The sequence below is a fragment of the Pseudomonas sp. Pf153 genome (assembly GCF_001269775.1).
GTDB lineage: Bacteria > Pseudomonadota > Gammaproteobacteria > Pseudomonadales > Pseudomonadaceae > Aquipseudomonas > Aquipseudomonas uvaldensis.
The window spans coordinates 1-26,973 of sequence record NZ_LHVL01000015.1 but is presented as its reverse complement, the minus strand read 5'-3'; the positions used below and the strand labels follow the sequence as shown (position 1 = coordinate 26,973).

General features: G+C 64.5%; 2 protein-coding genes. Both read right to left on the bottom strand.

What is annotated here, in order from left to right; translation table 11 throughout:
• Complete coding sequence (locus tag AD666_RS11065) at positions 1-13,092, bottom strand: non-ribosomal peptide synthetase (protein ID WP_053151641.1); 13,092 nt, start codon at positions 13,090-13,092, stop codon at positions 1-3.
• Positions 13,089-26,973 (bottom strand): non-ribosomal peptide synthetase (locus tag AD666_RS11060; RefSeq protein ID WP_053151638.1); only part of this gene is annotated, 13,885 nt, incomplete at its 5' end. The genes AD666_RS11060 and AD666_RS11065, both read right to left, overlap by 4 nt.

The window sequence follows — 26,973 nt, the reverse complement described above, 5'->3', positions numbered from 1 at the left end:
TCAGATGCGCCGCTGACGCTTGAGGGCGGGAATCTTCGTCACGGGCACGTCGATACGCTGCACCTGCCCGACCGCCGATGCCACCGACGCCAGCGTCGGTTGACCGAACAGCACCCGGACATCGGCCTCCATACCCTCCTTGCGCATGCGCTCGATCAAGGTCACGGCCAGCAGGGAATGACCTCCCAGTTCGAAGAAATGGTCATGGCGACCGACCCGCTCGACTTTCAGCAACTCGGCCCACAACGAGGCAAGCTTCGTCTCCACCTCTCCCACGGGGGCTTCATAGGCATGCGTAACGAACGCATCGCTGTCAGGGAGTGGCAAGGCCTTGCGGTCAAGCTTGCCGTTGGGGGTCAGGGGCAGTGCATCCAGGCGAACGTAAGCCGCCGGCACCATGTACTCAGGCAATTGCGCTTGCAGATGCCCGCGCAGGTGGCCTGCGTCTACCGCTTTGCCCGGCCCGAGCTGGGTGAAATACGCCACCAGACGCTTATCACCCGGTACGTCTTCGCGGGCCAGCACCACGGCTTCCTTCACGTCATCGTGTTGGGCCAGTCGAGCCTCGATCTCGCCCAGTTCGATCCGGAAACCGCGGATCTTCACCTGGTCGTCGTTTCGGCCCAGGTACTCGATATTGCCGTCCGGCAGGTAACGCCCCAAGTCACCAGTCTTGTACATCCGGGCGTTCGGCTCACGGCTGAACGGATCCTTGAGGAAGCGTTCGGCGGTCAGGTCATCGCGATTGAGATAACCGCGAGCCACGCCGGCACCGCCGATGTAGATTTCGCCCGGCACGCCCAGCGGCACCGGCTGCCGGTGCTCATCCAACAGGTAGAACTGGGTGTTCGCGACAGGCTTACCAATGTGCGGAACAAACCCATCTTCGCGAGCCATGGATACCCAACTGGAGTAAGTCGTGGTTTCCGAAGGACCGTAGAGGTTGCACAGGCGCTTGACGGAAGTCTGCTCGAACAGCGCCTCAACCAGACTGCGCTTGAGCGCTTCACCGGCGACGTTCACCGTGTCCACGCCGTCACTCAGCCCACCCGACTCCAGCAACGCCTTGAGCGCCGACGGCACGGTATTGATCAGGGTGATGTCGTGCTCGCCCTGTTGCAGTTCCAGCACGTTGCTTACGACTTCGATACTGCCACCACAGGTCAGCGGCGCGAAGCATTCGTAAACCGCGAGATCGAAGTTCAGCGAGGTCGAGAACAGGGTTTTCGACAGCGTTTGAGCGTCGAACGACCGATGAGCCCAAGTGAGGAAGTTCACCGTGTTGCGGTGTTCGATCATCACGCCTTTCGGCAATCCGGTGGATCCCGAGGTATAGATCACATAGGCCAGATGCGAAGAGGTCAGCTCAGGCACCTGCGGATTCGAGACGGATTCGTCCTGCCACAGCCCGCTACCGAGGTCGATCACCGGCATCGAGGCACCGGCCAGCAAGCCAACCGTGGCCGCCTGGGCCAATACCGCCGCCGGGGCGCTGTCTTGCAGCATGTAGGCAATCCGATCCGCCGGATAGGCCGGATCCAGCGGCACATAACCACCACCGGCCTTGAGGATCGCCAGCAGGCCCACGACCATGTCGAGACCACGCTCGACGCAGATCGCCACCCGCGAATCGGGCTGTACGCCCTGCTTGCGCAGGTAATGGGCCAGGCGGTTGGCCCGTGCGTTCAGTTCACCATACGTCAGGCGATGCCCGCGGTGGAGCACCGCCAGCGCGTCCGGCGTACGCTCTACCTGAGCCTCGAACAAACCGTGAACCGTCTGCTCCAGCGGATATTCCGCTTGCGTGGCATTGAAGCCATCCAGTTGCAGGCGTTCGGTATCGCCCGGCAAGACGATTTCACTGACTACGGCACGGGCATCGGCCACCATCGCCCGCAACATGCGCTCCAGATAACCGAGGTAGCGCTCCATGGTCGTCTGGTCGAACAACGCCGTGGCGTACTCCAGCGAACCCTGGATACGGCCTCCGACTTCCCCCAGGTCGAGGGAAACATCGAACTTCGCCGTTCGCTTCGCACAAGCCAGCCCTTCCAGGACCAGATCGCCCAAGATCAGTTCGACGCTCTCGGTGTTCTGCCAGGACAACATGGCCTGGAACACCGCGCTATGGGACAGGCTGCGCACCGGCTTGACCAGTTCCACGACCTGCTCGAACGGCAGGTCCTGGTGGGCCTGGGCGGCCAGCGCCTGGGTTTTCACCCGTTGCAGCAACGTCTCGACATCTGGCCGCCCCGACACATCGATGGGCACGGCCAGGGTGTTGACGAAGAACCCGATCAGTTCCTCGACCTCGGCGCGCTGGCGATTGGCCGTCGGCGAGCCAATGACGACCATGTCCTGCCCCGAGAGCCGGCCGAGCACGGCAGCCCAGGCAGCCAATACCGTCATATAAAGCGTCGTGCCGTGGCGCTGGCTCAACGCCTTGAGATCCGCCGTCAGCGCTTCATCGAAAATCACCGGCAGGCTCGCCCCTGCATAGCTCTGCTGTGCTGGCCGCGGACGATCCGTGGGCAGTGTCAACAGGGCCGGAGCCTGGGCTAGCGCAGCTTGCCACCAGGCGCCCTGGCGCTTGAGGACTTCCCCGCTCAACCAGCGTCGCTGCCAGACGGCATAGTCGCCATACTGCACCGCAAGGTCCGATAACGGATCGGGCAGGTCATTGCGGAACGCTTCGTAGAGCGCGGCCAACTCCCGGGTCAGAACCCCCATCGACCAGCCATCCGAGACGATGTGGTGCATCGTCACCAGCAACACATGCTCCTGCTCCGCCAGGCGAATCAGTTGCCCACGAATCAGCGGGCCGTGTTCCAGATCGAAGGGTTCGCCGGCTTCCTGCCCGATCAGTGTCCACAGTTGTGCCTGTGCCTCGCCATGGTCCGACAGGTCCACGGTGCGCAAGGCGAAACCACTGTCTGGCGCGCCGATACATTGCCGTGCCGGTTGTTCCGCTGGTTGCACGAAGGTCGTGCGCAACGCTTCGTGACGCGCCACGATTCGATCCAGGGCACGCGACAGTGCGTTGCGGTCCAGTTGCCCCGTCAAGCGCAGCGCCGCCGGCAGATGGTAGGCCGAACTGGCCCCTTCGATCCGTGTCAGGAACAACAGGCGCTGCTGAGCGAAGGACAGCGGCAACGGCTCATCACGGGAAACCGGTGCAACCGGTGGTAGCGTGCTGCGCCCCGAACCAGCCACGGCCTGTGCCAACGCGCTCAATTGCGAATGGGCAAACAGTTCGCCCAGCGCCAGTTCCACCCCCAGGCGTTGACGCACCTGGGCGATCAGCCTCATTGCCAACAGCGAATGCCCGCCCAACTCGAAGAACCGGTCCTGACGACCGACCCGCTCCAGGCCCAACAGCTCCTGCCAGATCTGCGCCAGCACCGGTTCGACATCCCCTTGTGGCGCTTGGTATTGATCATCGGCCATCGCAGCCGAACCCGGTGCCGGCAAGGCCTTGCGATCCAACTTACCGTTGGGAGTCTGCGGCATCGCCTCCAGTCGTACATAGGCCACGGGCACCATGTAGTCGGGCAATTGCTCCAGCACCAGGGTCCGCAGCGCGTCGGCCGTCGGCAAGTCCCGGTCCTCCGACGCCCTGTAATACGCCACCAGACGCTTCTCGCCGGGCATGTCTTCGCGCACGATCACCACCGCCTCGCTCACCCCCGGGCAGGTGGCGAGCACGGTTTCGATTTCGCCCAGCTCGATGCGCAGGCCGCGGATCTTGACCTGCCCATCGTTGCGTCCCAGGTACTCGATTCGCCCGTCCGGCAGGTAACGACCGATATCGCCGGTGCGATACATCCGCGCCTTGGCCTCGGCACAGAAAGGATCGTCCAGGAACCGTTCGCGAGTGAGGTCGTCGCGGTTCATGTAGCCCCTGGCCACCCCGGCACCGCCAATATGGATCTCACCGGCGACGCCCACAGGAACAGGCCTGCCCTGGGCATCGAGCAGATAGAACCTGGTATTGGCGATAGGACGGCCGATACTGACCTGACCGCTACCCGCCCCTTGTGCCTGGACTTGTGTGGCCGACGACCAGATCGTCGTTTCGGTCGGACCGTAGACGTTGAACAGCGTCTTGACCCGCTCCGCCACACGCTGGCCGAGGTCTGCGGGCAAGGCTTCACCGCCACACAGCGCGACCAACCCCGGTGCGCCTTGCCATCCCGCTTCGAGCAACATGCGCCAGCTCGTCGGGGTGGCCTGGGCGACGGTGATAGCGCTCGCGGCAATCATCCGGGCAAGCAGGTGGCCGTCCCGTCCCTGTTCGCGAGACGCCAGAACGACCTGAGCGCCGCACACGAGCGGCAGATACAGTTCCAGGCCAGCGATGTCGAACCCCAGGGTCGTCAGCGCCAGCATCCGGTCGGTAGACGTCATGCCCAACGTGTCGCGCATCGCACACAGCAGGTTGACCACGCTGTGGTGTTCGACCATCACGCCCTTCGGCTTGCCAGTCGATCCCGAGGTGTAGAGCACATAGGCCAGGTTCGCCGAGGTCAGGTCCGGCACTGACGGATCGAGGTCCGGCAGGTCCCGCCAGGCATCGCCATCGAAATCGAGGGTCAGCAACCCGACATCGGTCAGCAGGTCGCGGGTCGCCGTATGCACCAGCAGAGCCACCGGCGCGCTGTCCTCCAGCATGTAGGCCAGGCGATCGCTCGGATAGGCAGGGTCCAGTGGCACATACGCAGCCCCGGCCTTCAAGATGCCCAGCAGCCCCACCAGCATGTCGGGGCCGCGCTCTACGCAGATGGCCACCCGATCATCCGGACGCACGCCCAGCGCGATCAGGTGGTGAGCGAGCCGATTGGCCTGCCCGTTCAGTTCGGCATAGCTCAGTTGCCGATCGCCGGATACCACGGCAACGGCGTCGGGCGATGCATGGGCCTGGGCCTGGAACAGTTGGTGGACGGTCTGCTCCAGCGGATAGGCGACCTGCGTGGCATTCCAGGTATCGAGCAGTTGCCCAAGTTCGTCAGCGGGTATGCCTTGCAGCTCGGACAAGGGCCTGTCAGGCGCGTTCTCCAAGGCGGAGACCAGGCTTTCGAGCGAGGTGTGCATGTAGTGGCTGATGCGTTGTGCGTCGATTCCGCACGCCGCCTGCACCACCAGGTTGAAACCTTCGCCCTCGTCGTCCACGGCCAGCGAGAGCGGGTAGTTGGTACGCTCTTCACCGCCGAGGGTTTCAATGCCCTGCCATGCCTCCTGCGCTCCATCCGCCGCCGTCGGGACGTTATGCCGGTAGTTGAGCAAGGCACTGAACAGCGGCGTCGGCGGCGCCACACCGCTGCATCGCTGTGCCAGTGCCAACGGCGCGTGCTCATGCCCCAACAGTCCGGTGAGCTGCCTGTGCGCGGCCTTGACGCCCTCACGTGCACTTCGCCTGCCCAGGCTGATCCGCAGGGGCAGCGTATTGATGAACATGCCCAAGGCACGGTCGGCGCCTTCCGTGCCTTGCATCCGCCCCAACAGGACGGTGCCGAAGACCACATCGTCGCGCCCGCTGACACGGCCCAGGACCTGCGCCCATGCCAGGTGCATCACGCTCGCCGCGCTGACGCCCGACTGCCGTGCCTGCGCCCGCAGACGACGGCATAACGGCGCCGTCAGCGCCAGCTTCACCTCCTCCACATCGTTACCGTCACCTTGCACATCTTGCCGGCCGAATGGCAGCGTCGGCTCTTCGATGTCGCCGAGCATGGCGCGGAAGAACGTTTCGTGGGCCTCCTGGCTCACGCCCAGACGGGCCTGGGCCACGTAGTTGCGGTATTGCATCGCGGCCCCCAGCTCGCCGCCACGTCCGAGCAGGAAAGCCTGCATTTCGTGCACCAGCGTTTCCAGCGCCGTGTGGTCCAGTACCGTGTGGTGGAACAGCAGCGTGGCGACCCAACGGCCGTTGGCTGCGTCTTCGGCACAGATCAGGCGCAACATGGGTGCCCGGCGCAAGTCCAGCCGGTAATGCCGGGCGTCGAAGCGTTCAAGCAATTGCCGGGCGACATCCCCGGCCTGTGGATCGGCTTCAAATGTTTCCAGCACCAGGGGGGCCCGGCGCCAGACCACCTGCATCGGTTCGTCCAGGCCCTCCCAGGCGATCGAGGTGCGGAGGATGTCATGGCGGTCGATGACCTGTTGCAGCGCCTCCGTAAACGCCTCGAGACGGTCCCGATGCTCGAAGGCGAACTGTGACTGGAGCACATACGGATCGCCTTGCGCGGCCGCCAGATGGTGATAAAGAATGCCCTGCTGCAACGGCGCCAGCGGATAGATATCCTGGACATTGGTCGCCCCACCCGGCACGCCCGCCACAATTCGGTCGATGGCTTCCTGGCTCAGGTCAGCCAACGGCAACAGGTCCGGCGTAACCCGCCGGCAACCTGCGGCGATCAGGTTGGCCGGCACCACCAGATCACGGTGTCCACCGACCGCAGCGGCCAGGGCCTGCAAGGTCGGTTGGCTGAACAGGACCCGCACGTCCACCGCCAGGCCGACCTGACGCATCCGTTCGATCAGCCTCATCGCCAGCAGCGAGTGACCGCCCAGTTCAAAGAAATGATCGTTGCGGCCGACCTGCTCGACCTTCAACAGTTCGGCCCATAAACCTGCCAGCGTCTGCTCGACTTCTCCCTGGGGCGCCTCGTAGGCCTGGCTCGCATAGGCCTCGGCCTGCGGCGCGGGCAACGCCTTGCGGTCCACCTTGCCGTTGAGCGTCAATGGGAATGCCGGCAGGATCACGAACGCGCCCGGTACCATGTACTCGGCCAGGGTGGTGGACAGTTGTTCGCGCAACCCGGCCACGCTCATCGTGACCTGAGGCTGCGCCACGACGTACGCCACCAGGCGCTTCTCGCCCGGTTCATCGGAACGGACCATGACCACGGCATCCTTCACCCCGTCACAGGTCACCAGTTTCGCCTCGATCTCGCCCAGCTCGATACGGAATCCCCGGATCTTCACCTGGTCATCGTTGCGGCCCAGGCATTCCAGGCTACCCTCGGGCAGCCAGCGACCGAGGTCGCCCGTGCGGTACAGCAAGGCGCCGGGTTCGTGGCTGAACGGGTCGGCGATGAATTTTTCCGCCGTCAGGTCAGGGCGGTTCAAGTACCCCTTCGCCACCCCTTTGCCGCCGATGTAGATTTCACCGGCGACACCCAGGGGCGCCAACTGTCGGCGCGAATCGAGCACGTAGACCTGTGTATTGGAAATCGGCCCGCCGATGGGCACGCTCTGCGCGTCAGGGGCCACAGCCTTCACTTCCAGCGTCGTGGCGTAGGTGGTGGTTTCGGTGGGACCGTAGCAATGCACCAGTCGCAGGTCCGGTGCCAGCGCCAGCAAACGCCGGAAGGAAGCGACGTCGGCCCGTTCGCCACCGCACAGCAGCATCCGCAAACCACCAATGGCCTCGGGAATCATCTGTACGTATTGATTGAAAATCGCCGTGGTGACAAACAGCACGGAGGTGCCCGACGCCTTCAGTTCCTGGGCTAGACGTGCGGGTTCGAGCAGGGTTTCATGGTCGATCACCACCACCTGCCCGCCGTTGAGCAACGCACCCCACACCTCCATGGTGCTGGCGTCGAAGGCCGGGTTCGACGCGAAGGCGATCCGATCATGCTCATTGAAATCGGCGTAACCGCTATTGATCACCAATCGGTTGATGGCCCGATGGGGGATCAGCACACCCTTGGGTTGGCCCGTGGAGCCCGACGTGTACATGATGTAGGCAATCGACTCACTGGACTGCTCCAGCGCCGGGTCATGGGAAGGACCTCGCAGTTCCAGCGTGTCCAGGTCGACACGGGGCGTGCCCTCGGGTGCCGGTTCGGTGCTGAACGTCAGCACGAAAGAGGCCTGGCAATCGTCGAGCATGAAGCGCTGGCGTTCCGATGAGGCATTGCGGTCCAGCGGCACATAGGCCGCGGCACACTTGAGGATCGCCAACTGACTGGCCAACAGATCGATCGAGCGTGGCAACAGGATTGCCACGCAGTCATCCGGTCGCACGCCTAGCCCGATCAGATAATGGGCCAGGTGGTTCGCCCGCTCGTTCAGGGCCGCGTAGCTGATCCGGTGCGATCCGTGTACCACGGCAATCGCCTCGGGAACCTGGGCGGCCTGGGCTTCGAATAGTGCCAGGACGGTCTGCGCCTGGGGGTAGGCACGCCGGGTGGCGTTGAAATCCACCAGCAGCCGCTCGCGCTCGCTTTGTGGCAGGATCTCCAACCGGCTGAGCGGCAGCTGCGGGGTGTGTTCCAGGGCCTGTACCAGGTTTTCGAGGGCGGTGTGCATGTAGGCGCAGACGCGTGCCGCCCCCACGCCCTGCAAAGCCAGGGTGCTGAGGGTGAAGCCGTCGCCCAGATCATCCACCGACAGGGTCAGCGGATAGTTCGAGCGCTCTTCGCTGCCCAGGGTTTCGATGCCCTGCCAGGCCGCCAGCGCGTCGGTGGAGATGCCATCGCCCGCGCTGTGCCGGTAGTTCAGCAGCGCACTGAACAGCGGAGCCGGCGCCACGACGCGGCTGCAGCGTTGCGCCAGGGCCAGCGAAGCGTGCTCGTGACCGAGCAATGCGCTCAGTCGCCCATGGGTGGCCCTGATCGCCGCCTGCACGCCCTGCTCGTCCAGTTTCACCCGCAGTGGCAAGGTATTGATAAACATGCCCAGGGCACGGTCAGCCCCCGCGCCGCCCTGCATCCGGCCCATCAGTACGGTGCCGAACACCACGTCCTCGCGCCCGGACAACCGCCCCAGCACCTGCGCCCAGGCCAGATGATGCAGGCTGGCGGCGCTCACGCCCAACTGCCGGGCCTGTGATCGCAGGCGACTTGCCAGGCCCGCGTCGACGTCGAGCCTGGCTTCCTCGATACCACGGCCATCACCCTGCACCTGTTGCAGCCCAAGGGGCAATGTCGGTTCGTCGACATCGCCGAGCATCTCGCTGAAAAACGCCTCGTGTTCTTCCTCGCTGACACCCAGGCGCGCCTGGGCCACGTAGGTGCGGTACGGCATCGCCGGGGCCAGTTGATCCTGCCGACCGAGCAGGTACAGCTGCATTTCCTGTTGCACCACATCCAGGGCGGTATGGTCCAGGGCAATGTGATGGAACAGCAGCATCGCCACCCAGCGGTCATTGGCCGGGTCATGGGCGAAACGCAGGCACATCAGCGGCGCCTGCCGGATATCGAGTCGATGATGGCGAGAATCGAAACGTACGTGCAGCTCGGCCAGTACGTCACCGGTGGCATCTGCCGGCAGCAACTCTTCGACGCTCAACAGCGCCGTGCGCCAAACCACCTGCACCGGCTGCTCCAGCCCCTCCCATACGATCGCGGTGCGCAGGATATCGTGGCGGTCGATGACACCCTGCAAGGCGTTGGCAAAAGCCTCCAGGCGCGCCTTGTCTTGGAAGGCAAACAGCGCCTGGAGCACGTAGGGATCGCCTTCTCGTGCCGAGATATGGTGATAGAGAATGCCTTCCTGCAACGGCGCCAGCGGGTAGATGTCCTGTACGTTGTCCACGCCGCCAGGCACGGTGGCGACAATCGCGTCGACGGCCTCTTGGGTCAGCGCGACCAGCGGCAGCATGTCCGGGGTGATCCGCCCGCAACCGGGCGTGACGCCGTTGGCCGGTACCTGGACTTCGTGACTGCCACCCACCGCCGCAGCCAGGGCGGCCAGGGTCGGCTGGCCGAACAGCACGCGAACGTCGGCGCTCAGGCCCACTTGGCGCATCCGCTCGATCAGGTTGACGGCGAGCAGCGAATGACCGCCCAGCTCGAAGAAATGATCGTGGCGCCCGACCCGTTCGACATTGAGCACCTGGCCCCACAACCGGGCCAGGGTGATTTCGGTTTCGCCCAGCGGGGCTTCATAGCCACGCGTGAGGATCGAGGCCTGGTCCGGCGCCGGCAGGGCCTTGCGGTCAAGCTTGCCGTTGGCGGTCAGCGGCAGTGCATCGAGGCGCACGTAGGCGGCAGGCACCATGTAGTCCGGCAGACGACTTTGCAGGTGAGCCCGCAACACCTCGATCGTCGTCATGTCTTCGGGGTGATGCAGGGTGAAGTAGGCAACCAGGCGCTTTTCTCCCGGCACATCCTCTCGGACCAGCACAGCAGTTTCTTTCACCGCCTCATGCTGGCTCAGCCGGGCTTCGATCTCCCCCGGCTCGATGCGGAATCCGCGGATTTTCACCTGGCCGTCGTTGCGGCCCAGGTATTCGATATTGCCATCCGGTAAATGGCGTCCCAGGTCGCCGGAGCGGTACATCAAGGCTTGTGGCTGCTCACTGAACGGGTCTGGCAGGAATTTTTCCGCGGTCAGCTCCGGTCGGTTCAGATAGCCCTTGGCGACCCCGGTGCCGCCGATATACAGCTCGCCGGCAACACCGTGGGGCACGGGCCGACGCTGTGAGTCCAGCAGGTAAACCCGAGTGTTTCCCACGGGACGGCCAATGGGAATGCTCCCCGCACCGACAGCCCTGATCTCGCAGGTGGTCGAAAACGTCGTGGCTTCCGTCGGGCCGTAGCCGTTGAGCAAATGTTGCGGTGCGCCCTCTTCCAGCACCCGGCCAATCACCGCCGGATCGAGTACGTCACCGCCGACGATCAGGTAGCGCAACTGCTTGAACACCGGCATGAGTCCAGCGGCGTACTGGTGGAACAGGCCGGCCGTCAGCCACAGCACGCTGACCGACTGTTCGGCCAGCCATCCGGCAAAACGTGCCTGGGACAGCAGCACGTCCTGCTCGACCACCACCACGCAGCCGCCATTGAGCAGCGGCGCCCAGACTTCGAGGGTGCTGGCATCGAACGCCGGGTTCGACGCGAACGCCACGCGGTCCTGTCCGTTGAAATCGGCGTAGCCGTTGTTGATCACCAAACGGCTGATCGCCCGGTGTGGCACCAGCACGCCCTTGGGCGTACCCGTGGAGCCCGAGGTGTACATGATGTAGGCAGCCGCTTCGCTCGACGATGCCGGTGGCTTGTCGAAAGTCGGCTCCTCAGATAAGTCGAGGGCATCGAGATCCACCCGACGCAGCCCCTCGCCCAGCGCCTCGGCAGCGTGGGTCAACACCCACACGGCCCGGCTGTCCTCCATCATGAACTGTTGGCGCTCCACCGGCGCGTTGACATCCAAGGGCAGGTAGACCGCCGCGCATTTGAGAATCGCCAGTTGGCTGATCAGCAGGTCGAGCGAACGCGGCAGCAGGATTGCCACAGTCTCCCCTGGCTGGACACCAAGATCGAGCAGATGCCGGGCCAGTTGATCGGCCTTGCTGTTCAGCGCCCGATACGTCAGGGTCTGCCCCGCCTGTAACGCAGCCGGTGCATCCGGACAAGCCTCGACCTGGGCTTCGAACAAGGCGTGGATCAGTTGCGTCCGGGGATAGGCGCGGGCGGTGTCGTTGAACCCCTGCAACACGCGCTCGCGCTCGGCCGGCGGCAGGATCGACAGGGTATTGACCGACGTTTCGGGAGCGTTCTCCAGTGCCGTGACCAGGCACTCCATGGCGGCTTGCATGTACTCGCCGACGCGTTGCGCATCGATCCCCGGTGTCGCCTGTACCGTCAGGGCAAAATCATCGGAAAAATCATCTACCGAAAGAACCAGCGGATAGTTAGTGCGCTCTTGCGCGCTCAGGGTCTCGATTCCTTCCCAGGCCTGGAGGGCGTGCGCCGGGAGCACCTGGGTCCGGCTGGCGCTGTGTCGGTAATTCAGCAATGCGCTGAAGAGCGGCGCCGGTGCCGCCACGCCACTGCAACGTTGCGCCAGGGCCAGGGAAGCGTATTCGTGACCGAGCAAGGCACTCAGCCAGCCGTGGGTGTCTTTCACTGCATCCCGCACGCACCGGGCGCCCACATCCACCCGCAACGGCAAGGTATTGATAAACATGCCCAACGCACGGGTCATGCTTTCGCCAGCCTGCATGCGCCCCAGCATCACAGTGCCGAACACCACGTCTTCGCGACCTGAAACACAGCCCAGCACCTGGGCCCAGGCCAGGTGGATGATGCTGGCGGCGCTGACACCCAACTGACGCGCCTGCCCACGCAAGCGGCGGCCGAGCAGCGGCGTCACCGCCAGATGGCGTTCCTCGACACCACTGCCGTCGCCCAATACGTCCTGTTGGCCGAAAGGCAAGGTCGGTTCGTCGACGTCACCCAGCATCTTGCTGAAAAACGCCTCGTCAGCCTGGCGCTGGCCGCCCTGTCGAGTGCGTGCCACGTAGTTGCGGTAAGGAACGGCAGGCTCCAGTTGCCCGCCTTGCCCCGTCAGCCACGCCTGCATTTCATGCTGCACCACCGCCAGCCCCGCATGATCGAGCACCATGTGATGGAACAACAGCATGGCCACCCAACGCTGATGGGCAGCGTCATGGGCATATACCATCAGCAGCAACGGCGCCTGGCTGATCTCCATTCGATAGCGTCGAGGGTCGAACTGTGCCTGCAACTGCGCCATGACATCGCCGTCGTCGAGTTCGCCGCCGATGTCCTTGACCCCTAGCCGGGCCTGGCGCCAGACCACTTGGACCGGTGCTTCCAGGCCCTCGCGAACGATGGCCGTGCGAAGGATATCGTGACGGTCGATCACGTTCTGCAAGGCGTCGACAAATTCCTCCAGGCGCTCACGGCGACTGAAGCTGAATCGCGCCTGCAAGACATAGGAATCGCCTTGGGCAGCCGTGAGGTGGTGATAAAGGATCCCTTCCTGAAGCGGTGCCAGGGGGTAGATATCCTGCACATTGGCCGCGCCGCCCGGCACGGTGGCGACAATGCGGTCGATGGCCGATTGGTCCAGCGTCACCAGCGGCAGCATCTGCGGGGTGATGCGCAAGCAACCGTCGGGGATCAGGTTGGCCGGGACTTCGGTTTCGCCGGCATTCGCGGCCTCGTACTGCCCGGTCTTGATCAAATCGATCAAGGTGGCCTTGTGCTCGCGCAACAAGGCCAGCACCGCGGGCTCGCTCAAAGACTGTTTCCGGCCGCGCACCACGAGCTGGTCACCCTTGACCGAAAGCTGAACGTCTTTTTCCTTCAGTGTCGCCAACAGTTCGATCACACTCACAGGACAATCTCCATTTTTTCTGTCATTGCCGCGTATTCCGCGAGCGTGGGTTGCTCGAACAGCGTTCGCACATCCGCCTCCATGCCTTCCTGCCGCATCCGCTCCATCAGGCTGACCGCCAGCAGCGAATGCCCGCCCAGCTCGAAGAAGTGATCGTGACGACCGACGCGCTCCACGTTCAGCACCTCGGCCCACAACTGCGCCAACGTGATTTCGGTTTCGCCCACGGGGGCTTCGTAGCCACGGGTGATGACGCAGGCCAGGTCGGGAACTGGCAGGGCCTTGCGGTCGAGCTTGCCGTTAGGTGTCAGCGGCAAGGCATCGAGGCGCACGTACGCCGTGGGCACCATGTAGGCCGGCAACAGGGTCTGCAGGTGCAGACGCAGGTCTTCGATGTCGGCCGTTTCGCCTGATGGATGCCCGGTGAAATAAGCGACCAGGCGCTTCTCCCCCGGCATATCCTCGCGCACCAACGCCACGGCATCCTTCACCGCCGCGTGCTGAACAAGCCTGGCTGCGATCTCGCCCAGTTCGATGCGGAAGCCGCGAAGCTTCACCTGGTCGTCATTACGGCCCAGGTATTCGATGTTGCCGTCCGGCCGGTAACGACCCAAGTCGCCGGTCTTGTACATCCGTGCGTTGGGTTCGTGGCTGAACGGATCCTTGAGGAAACGTTCGGCGGTCAGGTCATCACGGTTCAGGTAGCCCCGCGCCACGCCGGCGCCGCCAATATGAATTTCCCCGGCGACGCCCACAGGGACGGGGTTGCCGTGGATATCGAGCAAGTAGAACCGGGTGTTGGCGATGGGCCGGCCGATGCTGACCTGGCTGTCGCCCGTCTCCTGGCCGCTGATCCGCGTTGCCGAGGACCAGATCGTCGTCTCGGTGGGGCCATAGACGTTGAACAGCGTCTCGACCCGGGCCGCCAGGCGCGATGCAAGATCGGCAGGCAGCGCTTCCCCCCCGCACAACGCGGTCAATCCCGGTGCGCCCTGCCAGCCGGATTCGAGCAGCATGCGCCAGCTCGCCGGGGTGGCCTGGGCAACGGTGACGCCACTGGAAGCGATCAGGTCCGCCAGTGAACGGCCTTCGCGCCCTTGTTCGCGAGTCGCCACGACCATGCTTGCGCCACACATCAACGGCAGGTACAGCTCCAGGCCGGCAATGTCGAAACCCAGGGTCGTCAGCGCCAGCATGCGGTCGGTCGCCGTCACGCCCAGGATGTCGCCCATGGCTGACAACAGGTTGATCACACTGCGGTGCTCGACCATCACGCCTTTGGGTTTGCCGGTGGAGCCCGAGGTATAGAGAACGTAAGCCAGATGCGTGGACGCCAGGCCTGACGCAGGTGGGTTGGCGATGGACAGGTCTTGCCAGGCATCGCTGCCGAGGTCGATGACCGGGACCGACACACTGGCCAGCAACCCGCAGGTGCCGGTTTGCGCAAGGACCGCCACCGGGGCGCTGTCTTCCAGCATGTGGGCGATCCGGTCCAGCGGATAGGCCGGATCCAGCGGCACATAGGCACCGCCGGCCTTGAGTATCGCCAGCAGCCCCACCACCATGTCGAGGCCGCGCTCGACACAGATCGCCACCCGCGAATCCGGCTTCACGCCGCGCCCGCGCAGGTAATGGGCCAGGCGGTTGGCCCGCTCGTTCAGTTCACGGTAGCTCAGGCGCTCATCGCCATGCAGCACCGCCACCGACTCGGGTGTACGCCATACCTGGGCCTCGAACACGCTGTGAATCGTCTGCGCCAGTGGATAATCGACCTGCGTGGCATTGAACGTTTCAAGCAATTGCTCACATTCGGATGCCGGCAGGATCGACAACTGGTGCAGCGGCGCTTCAGGCATGCGTTCCAGCATCCCCACCAGATGATGCAGCGCCTGGTGGACATAACCACACAGGCGCTGTGCGCCGATCCGTGCCGGGGTCATGATGCTGAAGCTGAAGGCATCGCCCTGGTCGTCCACCGACAACGTCAACGGATAATTGGTCCGTTCTTCACCGCCCAGCAGTTGGATGCCGTCCCAGGCGGCCAGCGCCTCGTTGGAAGCTGCCGTAGCGGTGTGGCGATAGTTGAGCAAGGCGCTGAACAGCGGCATCGGCGCTTCCACACCGCTGCAACGCTGCGCCAGCGCCAGCGAGGCATGCTCATGGGCCAGCAAGGCCGTCAGCCGCCCATGGGTCGCCTTCACGCTCTCGCGCACGCCTGCCTGCCCCAGGCTGACCCGCACCGGCAAGGTGTTGATGAACATGCCCAACGCCCGGTCGGCGCCTTCGCCGCCTTGCATCCGGCCGACCAGTACCGTACCGAACACCACGTCGTCCTTGCCCGACACCACGCCCAGTACCTGCGCCCAGACCAGGTGGTACAGGCTCGCCGCGCTCACGCCGAGCTGACGGGCCTGGGCGCGCAAGCGCCGACTCAGGTCGACCGCAACGTCCTGGCGTACTTCTTCGATCCCGCTGCCGTCACCTTGCACATCCAGCAGGCCGAACGGCAACGTGGGCTCGTCGACATAGCCCAGCATCTCGCGGAAGAACGCCTCATGAGCCTCGCGATCGACACCCAACCGGGCTTGCGCCACGTAATTGCGGTAAGGCACCGACGCGGGCAGGTGCTGCGCCTGACCGAGCATGTACGCCTCGATTTCCGCTGCCAACACCGCCAGTGACGTGGCATCGTCCACCAGGTGGTGGAACAGCAGGATGCCGACCCAGCGCCGATTGGCTGGATCCTGCGCATAGGCCAGCCGCATCAGCGGTGCCCGACGGATGTCCAGGCGATAGTGCCGTGGGTCGAAACGCTCATGCAATTGACCGGCAATATCTCCGGCAGCCGCCTCCAGCTGGACCGCCTCGACTTCCAGCCCGGCCTCACGCCAGACCACCTGAACCGGTTCGGCCAGCCCCTCCCAGAGCACGCCCGTGCGCAGGATGTCATGCCTGGCAATGACCGCTTGGAATGCCTGGACGAACCCGTCCAGGCGTGTGGAACTGTCGAAGGCGAACATCATGTATTGGAGGTAGGGATCGCCCTGCTCAGCGGCAAGGTGGTGGTAAACGATCCCCTCCTGCAACGGCGCCAGCGGGTAGATATCCTGAACGTTGGCCACGCCGCCCGGCACCGTCGTCACAATGCGATCGATGGCGTCCTGGTCCAGGTCGGCCAGGGGCAGCATGTCCGGAGTGATGCGCGTGCAGCCGTCCGGGATCCGGTTGGCCGGCACGACGATCTCCGAACCGCCACCCACGGCCGCCGCCAGGGCGGCCAGGGTGGGTTGGCTGAACAACACGCGCACGTCGGCACTCAGGCCCGCGTTGCGCATGCGCTCGATCAACTTGACCGCCAGCAGCGAGTGCCCGCCCAGTTCGAAGAAATGGTCTCGGCGACCGACCTGCCCAAGGTCCAACAGGTCCTGCCAGATAGCAGCGATGGCCGTCTCGACTTCACCTCGCGGGGCCTCGTATCCGCGGCTCACCACCGCCGACTGATCGGGTGTCGGCAGCGCCTTGCGATCCAGTTTGCCATTGGTGGTCAGCGGGAAGGCATCGAGCAACACGAAGGCGCTCGGCACCATGTAGTCCGCCAGCGAACCCAGCAATTGGGCACGCAGGTCGGCTGCGGATGGCTGCGCGTCTTCTTTGGCGATCACATAAGCCACCAGGCGCTTGTCACCCGGTTCGTCCTCACGGGCGATGACCACGGCCTCGCTGACGCCTTCGCAGGCCGCCAGCGTAGCTTCGATTTCACCCAGCTCGATACGGAAACCACGGATCTTCACCTGGTCGTCGTTACGGCCCAGGTACTCGATACTGCCGTCCGCCAGCCAGCGACCCAGGTCACCGGTCTTGTACATCCGTGCGTTCGGTTCACGGCTGAACGGGTTGGCGAGGAAGCGCTCGGCCGTCAGCTCGTCGCGGTTCAGGTAGCCACGGCTGACGCCTGCGCCACCCACGTACATCTCGCCCACCACGCCCACCGGCACCGGCTCGCGCTGGGCGTCGAGCACGTACAGCTGCAGGTCGGGGATACGCCCGCCAATCGGGCTGACGCCCACCAACTGGGCATCTGCGGCAGACAGCGCACGATACGTCACATGCACCGTCGTCTCGGTGATGCCGTACATGTTCACCAGTTGCGTGCCGGCATTGATCTCCCTGGCGTACCACGGTTTGAGGATGCCGGTTTCCAAGGCCTCGCCACCGAAGATCACCTGGCGCAGGCTGTGGCGCAGATCACTTTCACCCTGGGCCGCGATCAACTGGCGGAACGCGCTAGGCGTCTGGTTCAGCACCGTGACACCGGCCTCGCACAGCAACGCATAGCAGTCCTGCGGCGAACGGCTGACCAGTTGCGGCACCACCAGCAGGCGGCCGCCATGGGTCAAGGCGCCCCAGATTTCCCAGACCGAGAAGTCGAAGGCAAACGAGTGGAACAGTGCCCAGACGTCCTGCGGACCGAAGTCGAACCACGGCTGGGTGGCCGAGAACAACCGCGCGACGTTGCGGTGCTCCACCATCACCCCTTTGGGCAGGCCTGTGGAACCGGAGGTGTAGATGACGTAGGCCAAGTGCCGCGATGTCAGCCCTGCCACTGTCGGATTGCCCTCGGATTGACTGGACAAACCGCCCTCATGGAGGCCGATCAGACGCACCGACTCATTGGCCAGCAGGCCTTGCGTCGCGGCGTTCACCACGATGGCGAGCGGCGCGCTGTCTTCCAGGATGTAGGCCAGGCGCTCTGCCGGATAAGCTGGATCCAGCGGCACGTAGCCGGCGCCGGACTTGAGGATGCCCAGCAGGCCGACAATCATGTCCAGGCCGCGCTCGACGCAGATCGCCACCCGATCATCCGGACGGATCCCCAGGGCCAGCAAGCGATGGGCAAGCTGGTTGGCGCGGGCGTTGAGCTCGCCGTAGGTCAGTGCGCGATCCTCGAACATCACCGCCACCGCATCGGGTTGCGCGGCGGCCTGAGCTTCGAATTGCCCATGAATCAGCGCGTCGTGGGCGTAGGTTTGCGACGAGGCATTCCAGCCTTCCACCAGTTGCCGACGCTCCACCGACGGTAGCACCGGCAGGCTCTGCACCGGTGTTTGCGGCGCGTGTTCCAGCGCATCGAAAAGGCTGCGCAGCGCGACTTGCATATAGTCACAGATGCGTTGCGCCCCGATCCGCGATTCGACCAGCGCCGTCAGGCTCAAGCCGTCGCCCAGATCATCGACGTTCATGGTCAGCGGGTAGTTGGTGCGCTCTTCGCTGGACAACATTTGCATGCCGCTCCAGGCCGACAACAATGCCTCCGTCACCTCGATGGAGCTATGCCGGTAGTTCAGCAGTGCACTGAACAACGGTGTTGGCGAGGCCACGCCGCTGCAGCGTTGAGCCAGAGCCAGGGAGGCGTGCTCATGGGCCAGCATGCCGGTCAACCGGGCGTGAGTCGCCTTCACGGCATCACGAACGCTTTGCTCGTCCACGGACACACGTATCGGCAAGGTGTTGATGAACATGCCCAGCGCTCGATCAGCACCCTCGCCCCCCTGCATCCGCCCCAACAGTACCGTACCGAAGACCACCTGCTCCTGGCCGGACGCCAGTGCCATGACCCGCGCCCAGGCCAGGTGAACCAGGCTGGCGACACTCACGCCGAGCCGCCGGGCCTGACTGCGCAGCCCCAGGCTCAACGCCTCGTCGACCGGGACCGTCACTTCCTCGATGCCGCGCCCATCGCCCTGGACTTGCGCCAGTCCGAACGGCAGCGTCGGCTCATCGATGTCTGCGAGCATCTGGTGGAAGAACGCTTCGTGTTCCTCTTCGCTCGCCCCCAGTCTCGCCTGGGCGACATAGTTGCGATACGGCACCGGTGCCGCCAGTTGCCCGGCCTCGCCCATCAAGTGTGTCTGCATCTCCTGTTGCACCACTTCCAGCGCGGTATGGTCCAGCGCCATGTGATGGAACAGCAGGATCGCCACCCAACGGTCCAGGGCCTCGTCTCGGGCGTAGACCAGCTGCAGCATCGGCGCCTGATGCAGGTCGAGACGGTAGTGCCTTGCATCGAACCGGGTCGCCAGTTGCGTAGCCACGTCGCCGGCGGTGGCCTCGGGCTCGAAGCGTTGCGGCGTCAGTTGCACCTTGCGCCAGACCAGTTGCAGCGGTTCATCCAGCCCTTCCCAGACGAGGCTCGTGCGCAGGATGTCATGACGGTCTATCACGGTTTGCAACGCTTCGACGAACGCCTCGAAACGCGCCAGGCTGTCGAAGGCGAACTGCGACTGCAGCACGTACGGGTCGCCCTGCTCGGCGGCCAGGTGGTGATAGAGGATCCCTTCCTGCAACGGCGCCAATGGGTAGATGTCCTGCACATTGCGGGCACCGCCCGGCACCGTCGCCACCACCCGATCGATCGCATCCTGGGTCAGGTCCACCAGCGCCAGCAGGTCCGGGGTAATGTGTGCGCAATCGGCCGGAATACGGTTGGCCGGCACGCGGATTTCCTTGCCACTGCCCACTGCCGCCGCCAGCGCCGCCAGGGTTGGCTGGCTGAACAGCACGCGCACGTCGGCGCTCAGACCGGCCTGGCGCATGCGCTCGATCAGCGTCACCGCCAGCAACGAATGACCGCCCAGTTCGAAGAAGTGGTCATGCCGCCCGACCTGCTCGATCTTCAGCACATCGGCCCAGATCTGCGCCAGGGTGATCTCGACCTCGCCTTGCGGGGCTGCATATTCGCGGCTGGCATAGGCCTCGGCATCCGGCGCCGGCAAGGCGCGGCGGTCCAGTTTGCCGTTGGCGGTCAGCGGGAAGGAGGACAGCACGACAAAGGCGCTCGGCACCATGTAGTCGGCCAGGGTGCTGGCCAATTGGCTGCGCAGGTCATGCACCGACAGGGTGATGCCCGGCTCGGCAATCACATAGCCCACCAGGCGCTTGGGCCCGGTTTCGTCCTGTCGTGCCAGGACCACGGCGTCTTTTACGCCGGCACATTGACCCAAGCGGGCCTCGATTTCGCCCAGTTCGATACGGAAACCGCGGATCTTCACCTGGTCGTCGTTGCGGCCCAGGTAATCCACGGCACCGTCCGCACGCCAGCGCGCCAAGTCGCCGGTGCGATAGAGCACGGCCGATGGATCGGCGCTGAACGGGTCGGCGACGAACTTCTCGGCGCTCAGCTCAGGGCGATTCAAATAGCCTTTCGCCACGCCGTCGCCACCGATATACAGCTCGCCCGCCACGCCCACTGGCACAGGCTGTTGATGAGCATCGAGCACGTAGACCCGGCTGTTGCCGACAGGACGGCCAATGGGGATGCCGCCCTCGCCCACGCTTCTGATTTCGTGGGTGGTGGTGAAGGTGGTGGCTTCGGTCGGGCCGTAGCCGTTGAGCAGGTGCTGCGGCGCGCCCTCTTTCAGCACGCGACCGATCACCGCCGGATCGAGCACGTCGCCGCCGACGATCAGGTAGCGCAACTGTTTGAACACCGACATCAGGCCGGCGGCGTATTGATGGAACAGCCCGGCGGTCATCCACAGCACGCTGACCCGCTGTTCCGTCAGCAACTGGGCAAAACGCGCCTGGGTCAGCAACACGTCCTGCTCGACCACCACCACGCAGCCGCCGTTAAGCAACGGCGCCCAGACATCCAGAGTACTGGCGTCGAAGGCCGGGTTCGAGGCGAACGCCACCCGGTCCTGGGCATTGAAATCCGCATAACCGTTGTTGATCACCAGGCGATTGATCGCCCGGTGCGGCACCAGCACGCCCTTCGGCGTACCGGTGGAACCGGAGGTGTACATGATGTAGGCGACCGACTCGGCGCTCTGGGGCAGCCCTGGATTATCGGACGATTCGTCCAGCACCAGCGTGTCCAGGTCAACGCGTAGCGCACCGTCGGGCACCTCCATGCCCGTCAGCGTCAGCACCCAACGTGCACCACTGTCTTCAACCATGAACTGCTGGCGCTCCAGCGGCGCGCCGATGTCCAGCGGCACGTAGACCGCGGCGCACTTGAGCACGGCCAGTTGGCTGACCAGCAGCTCGACCGAACGGGCCAGCCCCAGTGCCACGCTGTCGCCCGGCTGGACACCGAGGTCGAGCAGACGACGGGCCAGGCCATTGGCCCTGGCGTTGAGCTCTCTGTAGCTCAGGCAATTCCCATCCTGCACAACGGCAATGGCGTGGGGACGGGCCTCGGCCTGGTCCTCGAACAGGCCATGGACGGTCCTGTCCTGCGGATAAGGACGGGTGGTGGTGTTGAACTCCGTCACCACCTGGCGACGCTCGGCTGCCGACAGAATCGACAAGCCGTTCAGCGAGGCCAAGGGCGCCTGCTCCAGGGCATGCAGCAGATTTTCCAGGGCGACGTGCATATAGCCACAGATCCGCTGTGCGCCGATCTGCGGCACCGCCAATACGCTCAGATGGAAGCCTTCGCCCAGGTCGTCCACCGACAGAGTCAGCGGATAGTTGGTGCGCTCTTCGTTGCTCAGCGTCTCGATGCCCTCCCAACCGGCGAGGGCCTGGCTTGAACTGGCCAGGTCGGCGCTGTGGTGGGCGCTGTGGCGATAGTTGAGCAGCGCACTGAACAACGGCATCGGCGCGACCACGCCGCTGCAACGCTGGGCAAGCGCAAGCGAGGCGTGTTCATGGCCCAGCAGGCCGGTCAAGCGGGCATGAACGGCCTTCACGCCGTCACGCACGCCCTGGGTGCCCACGTCCACCCGCAGCGGCAAGGTGTTGATGAACATGCCCAGCGCCCGGTCGGCACCGTCGCCACCCTGCATCCGGCCCATCAGCACCGTGCCGAATACCACATCGTCCTTGCCGGACACCCGGCCCAGCAATTGCGCCCAGGCCAGGTGAACCAGACTGGCGGCACCGACACCCAGCTGCCGGGCCTGGGCCCGCAGGCGCAGGCTCAACGAAGCATCGACCGGCCGACGGGCTTCTTCGACATCCCGCCCATCGCCCTGTACATCCCGGACCCCGAACGGCAGGGTCGGCTCGTCCACGTCACCGAGCATTTCACGGAAAAATCCTTCGTGCTCCTGTTCGCTCACGCCCAGACGGGCCTGCGCCACGTAGTTGCGATACGGCACAGCCGCTGGCAGTGGAGCCGTCTTGCCCAACAGATGCGCCTGCATCTCGTGCTGCACCACTTCCATGGCCGTGTGATCCAGTGCCATATGATGGAACAGCAACACCGCGACCCAACGCCGGTTGACCGTATCCTCTGCAAAAGCCAGGCGCAGCATGGGCGCCCGAGTGATGTCGAGGCGGTAATGCCGAGGGTCGAAGCGCTCTTGCAGCTGTGTCGCGATATCCCCCGCCGAGGGTTCCAGCTCAACGGTTTCCACCACCAGCTGCGCCTGGCGCCAGACGACCTGCACCGGCTCATCGAGGCCTTCCCAGACCACGGAAGTGCGCAGGATGTCATGCCGCTCGATGACATGCTCAAGTGCATCCACGAAGGCGGTCAGTCGGTCACGGTCGCGCAGGTCGAACAGGATTTTCAAGACATAGGGGTCGCCTTGTTCGGCACTCAGGTGGTGATAGAGGATGCCCTCTTGCAGCGGTGCCAGGGGGTAGATGTCCTGCACGTTACTCGCACCGCCCGGTACGGTTGCCACGATCCGGTCAATCGCGGCCTGCTCCAGCATCACCAGCGTGAGCATGGCCGGGGTGATTCGCTCGCAACCGATGGCGATCAGGTTCGTCGGTACATCGACTTCCTTGCCACTGCCAACGGCGGCCGCCAGCGCCGCCAGGGTCGGCTGGCTGAACAGCACGCGCACGTCGGCGCTCAGGCCGGCCTGGCGCATGCGCTCGATCAACGTCACCGCCAGCAGCGAATGACCGCCCAGTTCGAAGAAGTGGTCATGCCGTCCGACCTGCTCGATCTTCAGGACATCGACCCAGATTTGCGCCAGGGTGATCTCGACGTCGCCTTGCGGGGCTTCGTATTCGCGAGTGACATAGGCCTCTGCATCCGGCGCCGGCAGTGCGCGGCGATCCAGCTTGCCGTTGGCAGTCAACGGCAGAGCCTCAAGCTGTACATAGGCCACCGGCATCATGTAATCCGGCAATTGCGCGTGCAGGTGATTACGCAAGGCCTCGATGGCTACTTCCGCCTGCGGGTCATGCAGCGTGAAGTACGCCACCAGGCGCTTCTCACCCGGTGCATCTTCACGCGCCAGGATGACCGCTTCCCTGACGCTGTCGTGCTCGCCGAGCCGGGCTTCGATCTCGCCCAGCTCGATACGGAAACCGCGAATCTTCACCTGGTCGTCGTTGCGACCCAGGTAATCCACGGCACCGTCCGCACGCCAGCGCGCCAGGTCGCCGGTGCGATAGAGCACGGCCTGCGGATCGGCGCTGAACGGGTCGGCAACGAACTTCTCGGCGGTCAGCTCCGGACGGTTCAGGTACCCTTTCGCCACGCCGTCGCCACCGATGTACAGCTCGCCCGCCACGCCGACAGGAACAGGTTGCAATTGGGCATCCAGCACGTAGACACGGCTGTTGCCAACAGGACGGCCAATGGGAATACCGCCCTCGCCCACGCTTCTGATTTCGTGGGTGGTGGTGAAGGTGGTGGCTTCGGTCGGGCCGTAGCCGTTGAGCAGGTGCTGCGGCGCGCCCTCTTTCAGCACTCGACCGATCACCGCCGGATCCAGCACATCGCCGCCGACGATCAGGTAGCGCAATTGCTTGAACACCGGCATCAGGCCGGCCGCGTATTGGTGGAACAGCCCGGCGGTCATCCACAGCACACTGACCTGCTGCTCCGTCAGCAACTGGGCAAACCGCGCCTGGGTCAACAGCACGTCCTGATCGACCACCACCACGCAGCCGCCGTTGAGCAACGGCGCCCAGACGTCCAGGGTACTGGCGTCGAACGCCGGGTTCGAGGCGAACGCCACCCGGTCCTGGGCATTGAAATCCGCATAGCCGTTGTTGATCACCAGGCGACTGATCGCCCGGTGCGGCACCAGCACGCCCTTCGGCGTACCGGTGGAACCGGAGGTGTACATGATGTAGGCGACCGACTCGGCGCTCTGGGGCAGCCCCGGATTATCGGAAGACTCGTCCAGCACCAACGTGTCCAGGTCGACGCGTAGCGCACCGTGGGGCACCTCCATGCCCGTCAGCGTCAGCACCCAACGTGCACCACTGTCTTCAACCATAAACTGCTGGCGCTCCAGCGGCGCGCCGATGTCCAGCGGTACATAGACCGCGGCACACTTGAGCACGGCCAGTTGGCTGACCAGCAGCTCGACCGAACGGGCCAGCCCCAGTGCCACGCTGTCGCCCGGCTGTACACCGAGGTCGAGCAGACGACGGGCCAGGCCGTTGGCCCTGGCGTTAAGCTCACCGTACGTCAGGCTTCGATCATCATGAACGACGGCAAGGGCTTGCGGGCTCGCCTGTGCCTGGGCCTCGAACAAACCATGAACGGTCCTGTCCCGTGGATAGCTGCGTGCGCTGGCGTTGAACTCGCTCAGCACCTGTTGGCGTTCGGCCTGGGGCAGCACCACCAGGTCTTGCAGGCACAAGGCAGGGTCGGATTCCAACGCCGTGACGAGGCTCAGCAGCGCTCGCTCCATATAGGTGCAGACCCGCTGCGCGCCGACGCCACTCGTCGCCAAGACAGTCAAGGCGAAACCTTCGCCCAGGTCATCCACCGACAGCGTCAATGGATAGTTGGTACGGGCTTCGCCCCCCAGCGTCTCGATGTCTTCCCAGGTTGGCGCTTCACCTTGCGCGTCCAGCTGTTCAGTGGAGTTACGGTAGTTCAGCAAGGCGCTGAACAGCGGCATCGGCGCACTTACCCTGCTGCAACGCTGCGCCAGCGCCAACGAGGCATGTTCATGCCCCAGCAGCGCGGAAAGTCGCCCATGAACGGTCTGAACGCCACTGCGCACGTCTTGATCGGCAACGCTCACGCGAAGGGGCAAGGTATTGATGAACATCCCCAGTGCACGGTCGGCGCCCTGGCCGCCCTGCATCCGGCCCATCAGTACGGTACCGAACACTACGTCACGCTTGCCCGAGACACACGCCAACACCTGCGCCCAGGCCAGGTGATGCAAGCTGGCCGCTCCCACGCCGGATTGGCGCGCCAGACGGCGCAGACGCAGGCTCAGATCGTGATCGAGTAACGCTCTGGCTTCTTCGATGTCGTTGCCGTCTCCCTGCACCTGTTGCAGGCCGAACGGTAACGACGGCTCTTCAACGTCGCCGAGCATGTCGCTGAAGAATGCTTCATGTTCTTCACGGCTCACGCCCAGGCGGGCCTGAGCCACATAGTTACGATACGGGACGGCCGCCTCCAGTCGCTCGACCTGCCCCAGCAAATGCGCCTGCATCTCGCGCTGCACCACTTTGAGCGCCGTGTGATCGAGCGCGATGTGGTGGAACAGCAACAGGGCGACCCAACGCTGGTTGAGTTTGTCTTCAGCGAAAACCAGCCGCATCAGCGGTGCCTGGGTCATGTCCAGGCCGCAGTGACGGGCATCGAAACGCTGTTGCAGCTGTTCGGCGATGTCACCGGCTTGCGGGTCCAGTACGAGTTCTTCCCGCACCAGCGGCGCATCGCGCCAGACCACCTGCTGAGGTTCGTCCAGACCTTCCCAGACAAGGGCGGTGCGCAAGATGTCGTGGCGGTCGATGACGCCTTGCAGGGCATTGATGAAATCATCGACACGCGGCCTGTCTTGCAGGCCAAACAGAGCCTGCAGGAGATAGGGATCGCCCTGCTCGGCCGAGAGGTGGTGGTAAAGGATGCCTTCCTGGAGCGGGGCCAGCGGATAGATTTCCTGCACATTGCGCGCACCACCCGGCACCGTCGCCACGATGCGGTCGATGGCAGCCTGATCCAGGCTCGTCAACGACAACATATCCGGCGTGATGCGCGTGCAATCAGGCGCAATGCCGTTGGCCGGCACCGGGGTTTCACAGTGAGCACCCACTGCGGCGGCCAATGCCGACAGGGTTGGCTGCCCGAACAAGACGCGCACGTCGGCACTCAGCCCTGCCTGACGCATCCGTTCGATCAAGCTGACGGCCATCAAGGAGTGGCCGCCCAGTTCGAAGAAATGGTCGTGGCGACCAACCTGCGGCAGGCCCAGCAGCTCTTGCCAGATCTGCGCCAGGGTGGTTTCGATCTCGCCTTGAGGGGCTTCGTATCCGCGGCTGATGACCGAGTCCTGATCCGGGGCTGGCAGCGCCTTACGGTCAAGTTTGCCGTTGGGGGTCAGCGGCAGTGCGTCGAGGCGTACATAGGCCACGGGCACCATGTATTCGGGCAGTTGCGCTTGCAAATGGCTGCGCAGACTTTCGATGTCCGCTGTTGCCGATTCGGTGAAATAGGCGACCAGACGCTTGTCGCCCGGTACGTCTTCGCGGGCCAGCACCACGGCTTCCTTCACGGCATCGTGTTGGGCCAGTCGAGCCTCGATCTCGCCCAGTTCGATCCGGAAACCGCGGATCTTCACTTGGTCGTCGTTTCGGCCCAGGTACTCGATATTGCCGTCCGGCAGGTAACGCCCCAAGTCGCCGGTCTTGTACATCCGGGCGTTCGGTTCACGGCTGAACGGATCCTTGAGGAAGCGTTCGGCGGTCAGGTCATCGCGATTGAGATAACCGCGAGCCACGCCGGCACCGCCGATGTAGATTTCGCCCGGCACGCCCAGCGGCACCGGTTGCCGGTGTTCGTCCAACAGGTAGAACTGGGTGTTCGCCACCGGCTTGCCAATGTGCGGAACAAACCCATCTTCGCGGGCCATCGACACCCAACTCGAATAGGTCGTGGTTTCCGAAGGACCGTAGAGGTTGCACAGGCGCTTGACGGAAGTCTGCTCGAACAGCGCCTCA